This is a genomic window from Shewanella sp. BC20, assembly GCF_003129585.1.
Lineage (GTDB): Bacteria > Pseudomonadota > Gammaproteobacteria > Enterobacterales > Shewanellaceae > Shewanella > Shewanella seohaensis.
Map to the genome: position 1 here is coordinate 463,315 of NZ_NHRI01000001.1, position 12,488 is coordinate 475,802.

Genomic DNA, 12,488 nt, shown 5'->3' on the forward strand with positions numbered 1-12,488 from the left:
TACTTACTTTAAGGACTTAACATGACCCGTTCCGAAGCGCTATTTGAACAGGCTAAAAAAACCATCCCCGGCGGTGTTAACTCTCCGGTTCGTGCATTTAACGGTGTAGGTGGTTCGCCGCTGTTTATTGAAAAAGCCGATGGCGCTTATATTTACGATGCCGATGGTAAAGCTTATATCGACTATGTTGGCTCTTGGGGCCCGATGATCCTCGGCCACAACCATCCAAAAATCCGTGAAGCCGTATTAGCTGCGGTGCACAATGGTCTGTCTTTTGGCGCGCCAACCGAACTTGAAGTGCAAATGGCCGAGAAAGTCATCGCCATGGTGCCTTCTATCGAGCAAGTGCGTATGGTGAGCTCAGGCACTGAAGCCACCATGAGTGCGATTCGTTTAGCGCGCGGTTTTACCAATCGTGACAAGATCTTAAAGTTTGAAGGCTGCTACCACGGTCACGCTGACTGCCTATTGGTTAAAGCTGGTTCTGGTGCTTTGACCTTAGGCCAACCAAGCTCTCCAGGTATTCCTGAAGATTTCGCTAAGCACACCTTAACTGCGGTGTATAACGATCTCGATTCTGTTCGTACGCTGTTCGAGCAATATCCAACTGAGATTGCATGTATCATCATCGAGCCTGTGGCTGGCAACATGAACTGTATCCCACCTATCCCAGGCTTCCTCGAAGGTCTGCGCACTATGTGTGATGAGTTCGGTGCGTTGCTTATCATCGACGAAGTGATGACAGGTTTCCGTGTATCTCGAAGCGGTGCACAAGGCCACTATGGCGTTACTCCAGACTTAACCACACTGGGTAAAGTGATTGGCGGAGGCATGCCAGTAGGTGCATTTGGTGGCCGTAAAGAAGTGATGCAGTTTATCGCTCCGACAGGTCCTGTGTATCAAGCGGGTACCCTGTCAGGTAACCCAATTGCGATGTCAGCAGGTCTAGCGCAAATGGAAGCCCTGTGTGAAGAAGGTTTATACGAAGCGCTGAGCGCGAAAACCAAACGTATCGCCGAAGGCTTTAAAGCGGCTGCCGACAAACACGGCATCCCAATGGCCATCAACTATGTCGGTGGCATGTTCGGCTTCTTCTTTACTGAACAAGAGCAGATCACGCGCTTCGACCAAGTGACTAAGTGCAATATCGAACACTTCCGCACTTTCTATCACGGCATGTTAGATGAAGGTGTTTACTTAGCACCGAGTGCCTATGAAGCAGGCTTCCTGTCGATGGCCCATGGCGAAGAAGAACTGCGCCTCACGCTAGAAGCAGCGGATCGCGTATTAGGTCGTATGAAAGCGGCAATGTAAGCGATAGCTTAAAACACTAAGGGACGCATTTGCGTCCCTTTTTATTGCTTGGCGTTTACGTTGGCTATTGCATGAGCCTTGGATCCATCAATAGCTATCTGAACGTTTAGAACCTAAAGCTGATTTAAATACCACCGCCGCGACGAGGACCTGTAAGGTCAAAGTGATATGGTCAACCATCAGGCTAGGATTATGTAATATTCCCAATGCGATCAGCTGCTTGCCACTATATGTTAACCATACTAAAGAGCCTAATAACATCAGACTGCGGAGCACAAATGTCATTTTGCGTTATCCTTAAGATACAACATCCAGTGTCTTAATTACTAAAGAGGCACAAGATACAGCTCACTTTCTGTTCAGTCAATATTTTGACCTGGTCATTTTTGTGACACAACTAAAGAATTCCGCACTCAGCACCGTAAACAGCACAAAATACGATTCTTCACCCCTGTGACTGCATTTTCACGCAATATTTCCTTCATAAAGAAAAATTAATTGCGGGATCGGCAAAATAACTGCTTAGACTTTAATCGTAGATCTTACTTTACAGTCCTCCGGCAATCTCGACCAAACAAGATAATTAACTAAGCATTAAAAACAAAACAGTGTTTAACGCTAAAAACCTATCGCTTTCACTGAGACCAATATCACAAAATGACGCAAATCCGAGTTGCAGCTAACAGTTGCGTTATTCACCCCATTATGTTCTGATCCGCACGCATTAACACGGCAAGCTTAATTTAGCCTTGATAATGCCACTCAATAGCTCGCCTTTGGCTTGCCACGACATTAAAACAGCAGTTGGAATTGCAGTTATGTTATATACCTTTCTGATCATACTGGCGGTGCTCGCATTGCTCAGTATTATTTTCGAAGAAGTCACCCACCTTAATAAAGCAAAAACCACCTTATTCTTTGGCTGTATTTCCTGGGTAGCACTGTTTATGGCTGCCGGAGACGCCAACCATGAGAAACTGGTTGCTCATCAACTCAATGAAAACTTGCTCGAAATTGCCACGTTGTGGCTGTTTTTGATGTCGACAATGACCTTTGTAGCCTATCTAAACGCCAAAGGTATGATCCAAATTATGGTGCAGAAGCTGTTCCCGCAGAAGGTTTCTGTGCGTTTGTTAATGATCCAAGTAGCCTTATTCGCGCTTATCCTGTCGGCTTTCTGTGATAACGTCACCGCGACCTTAGTGTCTTTAGGCTTGTTAACGACCTTTAAGCTCGAAAAGCAAATGCGCCGCAGAATGGCAGTGTTGATTATTTTCGCCGTGAACTCAGGCGGTGTCGCCCTGATCACCGGTGACGTCACCACCTTGATGATCTTCTTAGGCGGCCACGTTCACATCTCCGAACTGTTGATGCTGTTTATCCCATCTGCCGTGAGTGTGATTTTACTGGCGACGTTGTTCTCATTGAAGGCTGAAGGCGTGGTGTCCACCACCCCAATTAAACACAGCTATCAAACCGTGGATCTGCTCATTGCCTTAGTGTTCTTCTGCACGATTCTGATGACCATGCTACTGAACATTCTGTTTGGTATTCCACCGGTACTGACCTTCTTAACCGGTCTGTCGATTATGTTCCTTATCGGCCACACGACCCGCAGTGATAAAGAAGAAATCAAGATCCTCGAATATATTCGCCAAGTCGAATACGACACCCTGTTGTTCTTCTTAGGGATTTTACTACTGGTTGGTATGCTTAAAGAAATCGGCACCTTAGATATGCTGACCGAAGCTTACAGCCTGTTTAATCCAAACATCTCTAACTTCGTTACTGGTATGGGTTCAGCCCTGATCGATAACGTGCCATTGACGGCTGCGCTGCTTAAAGCAGAGCCAGTACTCAACACCCCAGAATGGTTAGGGTTAACCTACAGTGTGGGCGTGGGAGGTTCATTGTTAGTGATTGGTTCGGCTGCGGGTATCGTCGCCATGAGCAAAGTGAAAGAACTGACTTTCGTAAGCTATCTGAAATATGTGCCAGCCCTGTTCCTGTGCTACAGCATTGGTTACGCCCTGACCTTATTCCTAGCTTACAACTTTTTCGCTTAATCCTTAGCGATAGATATTACTTTACACATAAGAAAGGCGCCATTCGGCGCCTTTTTTGTTTGCTATAGCACAGTTAAATAGCAGGCACCCTAAACTGCGTACCTTGAATTTCGAGCACCACATCCCGTGGGCGAATCGCAATAATCTTTAACTTGCCTCCAATCTGGTCGCCTTCCTGTAACTCGGCGCCATCGACATTCAACCAACGCTGACTCGCATCCGTCGAATAAACGTGGGCAACAATATTAAATTCAGGTACTTGGAGTTGTAACCCTGCAGGCAGTTGCCCATATTTAGGAATATCGTCGTTTTCGACCTTAGGAATAGGATCAAGCTTGGGCTCAGTTACCGGCGTCTTAGCCGCCTTTACATATTCCACATCCTTGAGCGCATCCTGAAAATTCGCGACTAACTCATCCTCTTTGCGGCTCTGCGCCGTCTCTAAGCCCACATCGGCCGCCGCGGCATTGACTTGCTCACGCAGTGCCTCGAGTGTCACTAAGCCCTGACGATTCGCATTAGCGCCCAACATAATAGGCTCTGACTCGCTCGTATCCTGTGGCGCAACGTCTTCAACTGAGGGTTGCTGCGTTCGAGTCGTTTCAGCTAAGGCGGTAGACGTCGCCAGATAGTCATCGTAGCTCGGATCCGCACTCGCAGAAGCGGATGCTGTGGTAGATAGAGCCGAACTCATGTTGGGGTTCTGATAAGGCTGTACGTTTGCAGGCGCCTCATTTAATACCTGCTCCCTCGGCAGTGCCACTTTGCCCGCTAATCGAAACCCTGACGATTCTGCAGAGGTTTGCTCTGATACACCTGTTTGCGACGCAGCGCGAGTAACGGCACCTGATGAGGCGCGAACACCTTCGGCAGATGGCTGCACAGTAGAGGCTGCCTGCGGCGTGTATTCAGCCTTTCTATCAGCCGTGCTTGAATTGATACTGCTAGGCGCCGCATTCACTATCGACATCGCATTTTGCTGTTGCCAATTCGCCACGCCCCACGCCACACCCACACCAAGCGCCACCGCGACGGCGAGTAGGGATAATTTTGCCACGGGGAATGCAGATTTACGCGCCGTAGGATAACTTGCCCTCGGCGTTAATACCGCATCGGGTAAGGGTGAAGTTTGTTGCTGCTTATTACGGGTTACCGCATCGAGTAAAATGGACATTAACTCTGCGCTCCCTTATCGGTGAGGCGCGGTCCCTGATCACTTAAATACAAATTTAGTCTCACTAAGGTTTGATTACCTGCAATCCCGTCGGCCTTTAAACCATGTTGGCTTTGGAAAGCTTTCAGATCGTTCTCTAATTTCAGATCGAATTGAGACACCCGGCGCGAAGGTCGGTTAGCTACATGGGCAAGGGCGTTTTCAAGCCATTGTAATTGCCCAGGACTCGACTTCTGACTGATTTCCAACATAGGTAAATTAGGCGCCTGCCAGAGAATTTCAAAGGTGCCGCTAAAGTGTTGATTGAACCAGGCTCTATCGACCCAAAGCTGCTGCTCGCCCAACTGCATCAATAGCTGATCAGCATCGACAGCAATCACAGCGCCATAAAAATCTTGTTGGTTATCATCCACTAAATACACAACTGCGGGATAATTGAGCCGTGTGAGCGACATCCAATTGCCCTGCTGTTGATAGCAGGAAAGCCCCTGCTCCAGCGCCGACTGGCACGCGGTTAAGCCTTTAAAGGGGACTTTACCCCACACATTAAAGAGGCCTGCAAAGGCGGTATCGATACTGCGGCTTTGTTTGATGGCCTCCTGCAACACCCGCACACTCGGATCCGGCGCTGCAAGCGTTTGCGGCTCGCTAGCCACTGGTGCACTAGGCATCGAAGCCTGTGTTTGCTCCGGCTGAATACTATTAGCTTGAGTCGATGCTTGAGTTGCAGCTGGTGTCGTTTGGCTCACTTGTGTCACAGGCGAGTTGGCCACATTGGCAACCGCTGGACTTTCGGTAAATAACCAATAAGACACGCCGAAAGCCACAACCAATGCCGCCGCAATAGCACTTGGCCACAAGAATTTATTTTGTTGTGGTTCTTCTTCGCCTAATACTTCAGCCGCCGCTTGTCTCACCATATGGTGATCGATTGGCACCTTAGATTGTGCGTAACCCGCCATCAAGGCACGTTCGCACAGCAAGTTAATTAACCGCGGAATGCCACCACTGTATTTGTGCAGCACTTTAATGGCTTTGCGAGTAAAAAGCGGTTCGAAACGACCTGCCACCTGTAAACGGTGCAACACATAGAGCGCGATTTCATCTTCATTAAGAGGCAATAGATGATAACGGGCAGTAATACGCTGGGCTAACTGTCTAAGCTCTTGACGTTTAAGCAGCAATTGCAGCTCTGGCTGACCAATTAAGATCACCTGCAGCAGTTTTTTGGTGTCGGTCTCGAGATTGGTGAGCAGCCTTAATTGCTCTAATACTTCGGCACGCAGATGCTGCGCCTCATCGATGATGAGTACGGTATTGCGGCCTTTCTCATGATTAGCCAGTAAAAAACGACTCAGATGGTCAGTGAGTTGTTTCAGGGTTGGGTTTTCACCATAGCTAATCTTCAATTCATCACAGAGCGTGGCGAGTAACTCCAGCTCAGTCAGCGAAGGATTTAAAATAAATGCAGTGTCGGTATTATCAGGCAATTGCCCAAGTAAACAACGAGATACTGTCGTCTTCCCCGTGCCGACCTCCCCCGTCAACAACACAAAGCCCCCAGTTTCACCCAGTCCATAGGTCAAATGGACTAAGGCCTCTCTGTGCCTGTCACTCAAAAATAAATAATGGGGATTGGGTGCAATCGAAAAAGGGTTATCACTGAGTCCATAAAAGGCCTTGTACATACCACCAATCATCCTAAGCTAAAAATAACGCCCCACGTTAAAACGTCCCAATGATATTGTCAAAACATCCGCAACATGGATGTGACATCCTAATAAATATCTGCATCCAAATTCGCCTCGCCATCACCTCATCATGTTAAGCTAGCTTTATGACACACTAGCTAAAATATTCCTGTGAAAATTTATTTAGTGGGCGGAGCTGTACGAGACAGCCTGCTCAATCTCCCTATAAAAGATAAAGATTTTATGGTTGTCGGCGCGACTCCGGAGCAAATGCAGCAGTTAGGTTATCGCCAGGTAGGTAAAGACTTCCCAGTCTTTTTGCACCCTAAAACCCAACAAGAATATGCATTAGCACGCACAGAGCGCAAAGTCGGCCTCGGCTATGGCGGTTTCAGCTGTTACGCCAGTCCGGATGTCACCCTAGAGCAAGACCTGCTGAGACGCGATTTAACCATTAATGCCATCGCCCAAGATGAGGCGGGTAACTTGTACGATCCTTACCATGGCATCGCCGATATCAACGCGCGTAAGCTGCGACATGTGTCGGCCGCCTTTGCCGAAGATCCGCTGCGAGTATTAAGGGTTGCCCGCTTTGCCGCACGTTTTCATGACTTAGGTTTCGAGATTGCCGCTGAAACCATGGCGTTAATGCAGCACATGAGCCAAGCCGAGGAGTTAACCGCCCTTACCCCGGAGCGCGTCTGGCAAGAAGTCGATAAGAGTCTTGGCGGCCCTCACCCAGAAGTCTTTTTCGAGGTGCTACGCCAATGTGGCGCCTTGAATATTCTTTTCCCTGAGATTGAGGCGCTTTTTGGTGTGCCACAACCGGAAAAATGGCACCCAGAGATAGACACAGGTTTGCACACTATGTTGGTGTTAGCTCAAGCGACCGCTCTGACAGAGGAAAAAGCCGTGCGCTTTGCCGCCCTAGTGCATGACTTGGGTAAAGCATTAAGTCCTAAAGAGCATTGGCCTAAACACCATGGTCATGGACAAAAGGGCTTACCCGTCATTAAAAGTCTGTGTGAACGCTTGCGGATCCCCAACGAGTATCGCGATCTAGCGCTCTTGGTGAGCGATCAACATCAGAATGTGCACCAAGCTTTTGAGTTAAGAAGCGAAACCATCATCAAACTCTTCGATAAAGCCGATTTTTGGCGTAAACCAGAACGGCTGAAGCAACTTCTATTAGCCTGTCTCGCCGATATGCGTGGCCGAACCGGATTCGAGCATCACGCCTATCCACAAGGCGATTATCTTTCTGCTTGTTTTTTAGCCGCCAACACGGTCGATGTAAAGGCTATTATTGCGGCAGGTTTTCAAGGTGCACAGATAAAACAGGCGCTCAATTCGAAGCGGATAGAGGTTGTTGAGCAAGTGAAACTCAACTGGCAGCAATCCCAAGCCAAACAAAGGCCATAAAATTGTAATATTTTTGTAAATGCGCCCACACTTTCTGGTAAATACAGTGCCATTTTTCGATGAAAAAGGCCGATATAACCGCGAAAAAACGCTTTTAAAAAAAATTTATATGTCTATAGTGGTTAAACGCATTAATATTCGTAGCAAATTAAAATAGCTATGTCATAATTAGGCAGTTTCGATTCCAAAGTGACGAAACATTCAAATCCAACCTATTTTAAGGGATTTTTTACAATGAACAAAAAAGTACTGATGATTGCTGGTTTAGCAATGACTGCCCTACTAGGTGGTTGTGCAAACACTACTGCTCTGGAAGAAAGCGTTGCAACTCTGGGCAACAAAGTTGATCAATTATCAGCTGATGTTAGCTCTCTGAAATCAGAGCAAAGCAAACTGTCTGCAGACGTTAAAGATGCTAAAGCAGCAGCTATGGACGCACAAGCAGAAGCTAAGCGCGCTAACGACCGTCTAGACAACGTTGCTTCTCGTTACAAGAAGTAATGATAAGTAATTAACCTGCAATTCAGCGGGTTAGGATAAAAGGCTTGTGAGAGATGAAAGCGAATAGCACATCCATCCAAGCCTTTTTTTATGGCCTCAGTTAATCCAAGCACCCATCTTATCTTTAAAAATCATCTCCAATTTAAACCTACACTTTCTCGGCTCTCTAGCCCTTTACACTCACCATCTCTTTAAAACTCATTCGGCTTAACGGCGATGCCAGTTCAAAACCGAAGTTCATCGCTCATTTGTTTTAAGTGGATTTGATTTTTAATCTCATCCATAAACTGAGGTTTTAAGTTTTCTTAATCTCCACGAATCTTTTTGCTTAAAACTTTATTTTTGCCCCAGTATTATCGTCGGCATTTTAAAGAAACTGCAACGCGACAAACTGAGGCTATTAGGGAAACAAAGGCAATAAACTGGTAATAATTGTGAGAGACAAAAGTGTAATAAAGATAAAGTTTAAGGGACGCCGTTTCACATTTACATTAAAACAACATAAAAAGCTCGATTAGTATCATAGACTTGCGCAATCCACCCTATTCAAGCCCCCAGAAATGCATTCCCTAAGCCAATGAATAGATTAAAAAACATCCTATTCAATTAGGTATTTTGGCCTATTAGGACTCAATTAAAGACTTTTGTGCTAAGACCAAAACAAAATCAATTTCCAGCGTATCGAAGGCTTTCGTCCGAATAAGGTGTTTAACTTGTTCAGAGGCTCGCCACGCATAGGGTGTCATATCCAGCAAGACCAGCGCTTGTTCACCCGTAACGGACAAACTAAATTGCAATTGCTGCTGTTCTTTGACAATTAAACCCGAAGGTAAGTTAATTTGGGGCGTTTTTTCAGTCAGTTCCGGATAAATACACTCCCTGATTTGCCACAAATGCCGCGCACCCGGGATCACCTGTAACATCAAGCCCTGATCTTTAAGGACTCGAACGCATTCCTTCCCCTTCAACGGCTTATCGACCACAGTGATAATATCAATGCAATTGTCGGCAAAAGGCAGCACTTTTGAGGAGCTTAAGCACAGCGCGGCAGGGGTTTGCGCTTTGGCCGCAGCAAAAATAGTATTTTCTGCGTCCGCTACGCCACTGTACTGGACGTTTAGCTCGTTTGTGAGTTTAGGTAGTACAGAAGCTAAAGCTCGCAAATAGAAGCCGTCAGCGCACTCATAGTCCAATAGGCAATCATCCGCTTTCAGATGAGGGGCGATGATCGCCGCCATTTTTTCAACTAAAGGTGAAAAAATCCCCGACTCAAGCAAGAAGCGCTTTGCCCGCACTTGCTGACGAGAGTCGCCAGTTGGCTTTTGCCGTGCCGGTTTAGTAAAAATCCAATAACCCGCTTCGCTTTTATCAAAATGGTGCTTGTTCGCACAGTAAAAACCTTGGGATGCCTGATGCTGCATCAGTGCCGAACCACAGGTAGGACATTGAAATTGAAGGCCCATAACTTACTCCGTTAACGAAAATCCGCGCCTAAAAACACAAAAATCGGGTACTAGACCCGATTTTTTAGCCATGGCGCCTCTGTATTATAGGAAGATAAATCCACATAACACAGCACCGAGGATGAGGCGGTAAATCACAAATGGCGTCATACCCATACGGCTGATGATTTTTAAGAAATAGTGAATACACAGATAAGCGGCTACAAATGAAATCACAGTGCCGAGTGTCAGTGCTTGATAATCAATGGGAAGCGGGCTTTCAGCCAAATCTTTACCCACTAGAATAGCCGCGCCCAGACTGACAGGCACAGACATCAAGAACGAGAAACGCGCTGCGGCATCGCGGCTAAGGCCTAACATCAGCGCGGCCGTCATCGTCGCACCCGAGCGTGAAGTACCAGGGATTAATGCCAGCGCCTGCGCAAAACCGATTAACAACGCCTTGCGCCACCCAGTTTGATACACAGTTAAATCACGGCGCGACATCTTATCTGCCCACCAGAGCAATAAACCAAAGACGATAGTGGTCACGGCAATCACGCCTGCACTGCGCAAATGGGTTTCGATAAAGTCTTTGGCGATAAAACCAAAAAACACTGCGGGTAAAGTGGCAAGAATGATCCACCACGCCAACTTACTGTCATCGGAATGTTGACCTTTCACCATGCTGGCAATCCAGGCCTTGAACATGGCCCAGAGTTCATTGCGAAAATAAATCACTACGGCGAATAATGACCCAGTGTTCACGGCGACGTCGAAGGACAAGCCTTGGTCTTCCCAGCCTAGAAGCTGTGCGGGTAGGATAAGGTGCGCCGAACTAGAAATGGGGAGGAACTCTGTTAACCCTTGAATTAAAGCTAAAATAATTACCTGAAACGTATCCATGACAATCCTATCAATCAATTAAAAAGTGAGCCCATGAGGCCATTCAAAGGCTACAGGCCACAGCTTTTGCGATGCTTTATCATATTCATCCCACATTGCGGCATAGGTTTTCTGCTGCAATGGGTGAACCAAATCAGGGGCAATTTCCGCTAAAGGCCAAAGCACAAAAGCATTAGTGACGATTTCGGCGCGGGGCAAGACCACAGGGGTATGACAAACGACATCATCGTAAAGCAATAGGTCAATATCTAGGGTTCTTGGACTAAACTTTTTGGCCCCCACCAACCGGCCGTGATTTTGCTCGATTTGCTTAAACTGCGCAACTACCTCAGCAATATTCAGGCTCGTTTGTGCACAGGCCACCATATTTAAAAAGTTAGTGCCATCAAACCCTACGGCTTCACTCTCATACATAGAGGAAAGCTGCAGTGGACCAAAGTGCTCTCGTAATGACTGCAAGCCCGCCTTCAGATAGCGAGAAGGTTCTATATTACTGCCTAAACTAATGTATATACGTGCCATACCAATGTCCGAACCGTCCGCCTAACTAAGCTAAAACCCGAATCTAGAGTAACGACTAGCGTGAGCGTTCAATCTCAACCCCAACGGCAGAAGCTGAAGGCACTGCGCCGGGTTTCATCACCACGACTTTCACCCAATTGACCTTAAACTCGTTGAGCACACATTCGGCCACTCGTTCAGCCACGGTTTCGATTAACTCGATAGGCTTTTCGGTGACGAGCTGATTCAGGCGGTTCGACACCGTTTCATAGCAGAGCGCATATTGATAGTCGTCGGTTGCCGCGGCGGCCTTATTGTCCCAAGCCATGTCGAGATCCAAAAACAGGCTCTGCTGGATTTTCTTTTCCCATTCATAGACGCCAATCACAGTATCAATACGTAATTGTCGAATAAGCACTTTATCCATACTAATTCCTACTAACTCATGCCAATGAGGTCTGATAAGCTAAACGCGATAGAGTCTGTATAATCCGCCGTTCGATGGAACGACTAATTTACTTTCTACTCGGACCAATCCGAAGTAGGATAACGCCCAAATGGATTTGTTCGTTCAGAAACTATCGCAACTTGATAAGTCGCGTTATCGCTATCGCTTATGACTGAATGCTTGCCAAGAGGCTGTTTAATTGTGGCGCGATAATACCTTAAGACGTGTAAGGAAACCAATGTGAGTCAATTAACACTGACACTTTTGATGATTGTGGCCGCCTATTTAGCCGGTTCTGTCTCAAGTGCTGTGCTAGTGTGTAGGATGAGAGGCCTACCCGACCCAAGATTGCAAGGCTCAGGTAACCCCGGAGCCACCAACGTGCTGCGCATTGGCGGCGCAAGCTCGGCTGCCATGGTGTTATTTTTCGATATGCTTAAGGGCGCCTTACCCACTTATCTTGCCTATTTAATGGGAATTGACGCCATATCCCTCGGCCTGATCGCCATCGCCGCCTGTCTTGGGCACATTTATCCGATATTTTTTGGTTTTAAAGGTGGCAAAGGTGTGGCGACGGCTTTTGGTGCCATGGCGCCGATTGGCGATGACTTGGCCATCTGCTTAATGGCTTCTTGGGTCGTCTTAGTCCTGATCAGCCGCTACTCTTCCCTCGCCGCAATTATCACAGCCCTACTGGCGCCACTTTATACTTGGTGGCTAGATGACAGATTTACGATTCCCGTCGCTATGCTCTCAACGCTGATTATCATCCGCCATAAAGAAAATATTCAGCGGCTGCTGAAAGGTGAAGAGTCTAAAGTGTCACGTAAAAAGCGTCCTAAAACACCTTAGGCAAGCAACACCTTAGTCACGTAATACCATAGCTACGCAAAACCATACTCACGCCGATAAATGGCTTGATAACGCATTCGAGAGAACCATATTCGAGTGACCAATTCAAGAGAACAAAAAAACAGCGCATCATGCGCTGTTTTTTTATTGTTCTTATTTGGCTCGCGATAA

Annotated in this window: 12 protein-coding genes; 5 read left to right on the forward strand and 7 right to left on the reverse strand. The window is 47.0% G+C overall.

Annotated elements, in window-relative coordinates; all coding sequences use genetic code 11:
- The first annotated feature begins 21 nt into the window (after nt 1-21).
- Nucleotides 22-1,314 carry a glutamate-1-semialdehyde 2,1-aminomutase gene (hemL, locus tag CBX96_RS01970; protein WP_109285518.1) on the forward strand — a complete coding sequence of 431 codons (1,293 nt, stop codon included), beginning with the start codon at nt 22-24 and terminating at the stop codon, nt 1,312-1,314.
- Nucleotides 1,315-1,401: 87 nt separating this feature from the next.
- On the opposite strand, the gene CBX96_RS01975 is transcribed toward hemL, so the two are convergent.
- Complete coding sequence (locus CBX96_RS01975) at nt 1,402-1,599, reverse strand: hypothetical protein (RefSeq protein ID WP_011717913.1); 198 nt, start codon at nt 1,597-1,599, stop codon at nt 1,402-1,404.
- 533 nt (nt 1,600-2,132) lie between these two features.
- Between CBX96_RS01975 and nhaD the strand changes: the two genes are divergently transcribed.
- The gene (gene nhaD, locus CBX96_RS01980; RefSeq protein WP_041408837.1) at nt 2,133-3,380 is read left to right on the forward strand and encodes a sodium:proton antiporter NhaD; all 1,248 of its coding nucleotides are present in this window, start codon (nt 2,133-2,135) and stop codon (nt 3,378-3,380) included.
- Nucleotides 3,381-3,453: 73 nt separating this feature from the next.
- Here the strand turns inward: nhaD and CBX96_RS01985 are convergent, their stop codons facing one another.
- Together CBX96_RS01985 and CBX96_RS01990 are read right to left on the reverse strand one after the other, a co-directional pair.
- Nucleotides 3,454-4,554: a general secretion pathway protein GspB gene (locus tag CBX96_RS01985; protein ID WP_109285519.1), complete on the reverse strand. Its 1,101-nt coding sequence runs from the start codon at nt 4,552-4,554 to the stop codon at nt 3,454-3,456.
- A complete protein-coding gene (locus tag CBX96_RS01990; RefSeq protein ID WP_109285520.1) occupies nt 4,554-6,242 on the reverse strand; it encodes an ExeA family protein in 1,689 nt (562 codons plus the stop codon). Before CBX96_RS01990 ends, CBX96_RS01985 begins: the two co-directional genes overlap by 1 nt.
- Nucleotides 6,243-6,416: 174 nt before the next feature.
- Here CBX96_RS01990 and CBX96_RS01995 point away from each other — a divergent pair, with 174 nt between their 5' ends.
- Nucleotides 6,417-7,667 carry a multifunctional CCA addition/repair protein gene (locus CBX96_RS01995; protein WP_109285521.1) on the forward strand — a complete coding sequence of 417 codons (1,251 nt, stop codon included), beginning with the start codon at nt 6,417-6,419 and terminating at the stop codon, nt 7,665-7,667.
- A 234-nt stretch (nt 7,668-7,901) separates the two neighbouring features.
- Nucleotides 7,902-8,168: an Lpp/OprI family alanine-zipper lipoprotein gene (locus tag CBX96_RS02000; protein WP_011623648.1), complete on the forward strand. Its 267-nt coding sequence runs from the start codon at nt 7,902-7,904 to the stop codon at nt 8,166-8,168.
- Between the two features lie 623 nt (nt 8,169-8,791).
- Here CBX96_RS02000 and CBX96_RS02005 read toward each other — a convergent pair.
- The 4 genes from CBX96_RS02005 to folB form a co-directional block, all read right to left on the reverse strand.
- Nucleotides 8,792-9,631, reverse strand: coding sequence for a putative RNA methyltransferase (locus tag CBX96_RS02005; protein ID WP_109285522.1), 840 nt, complete (start codon nt 9,629-9,631; stop codon nt 8,792-8,794).
- 84 nt (nt 9,632-9,715) lie between these two features.
- Nucleotides 9,716-10,516 carry an undecaprenyl-diphosphate phosphatase gene (locus tag CBX96_RS02010; protein ID WP_011626919.1) on the reverse strand — a complete coding sequence of 267 codons (801 nt, stop codon included), beginning with the start codon at nt 10,514-10,516 and terminating at the stop codon, nt 9,716-9,718.
- Between the two features lie 18 nt (nt 10,517-10,534).
- The gene (gene folK / locus CBX96_RS02015; protein WP_109285523.1) at nt 10,535-11,038 is read right to left on the reverse strand and encodes a 2-amino-4-hydroxy-6-hydroxymethyldihydropteridine diphosphokinase; all 504 of its coding nucleotides are present in this window, start codon (nt 11,036-11,038) and stop codon (nt 10,535-10,537) included.
- 55 nt (nt 11,039-11,093) lie between these two features.
- Nucleotides 11,094-11,444, reverse strand: coding sequence for a dihydroneopterin aldolase (gene folB / locus CBX96_RS02020; protein WP_109285524.1), 351 nt, complete (start codon nt 11,442-11,444; stop codon nt 11,094-11,096).
- A 261-nt stretch (nt 11,445-11,705) separates the two neighbouring features.
- Between folB and plsY the strand changes: the two genes are divergently transcribed.
- A complete protein-coding gene (gene plsY / locus CBX96_RS02025) occupies nt 11,706-12,317 on the forward strand; it encodes a glycerol-3-phosphate 1-O-acyltransferase PlsY (RefSeq protein WP_086903110.1) in 612 nt (203 codons plus the stop codon).
- Nucleotides 12,318-12,488: the final 171 nt, after the last annotated feature.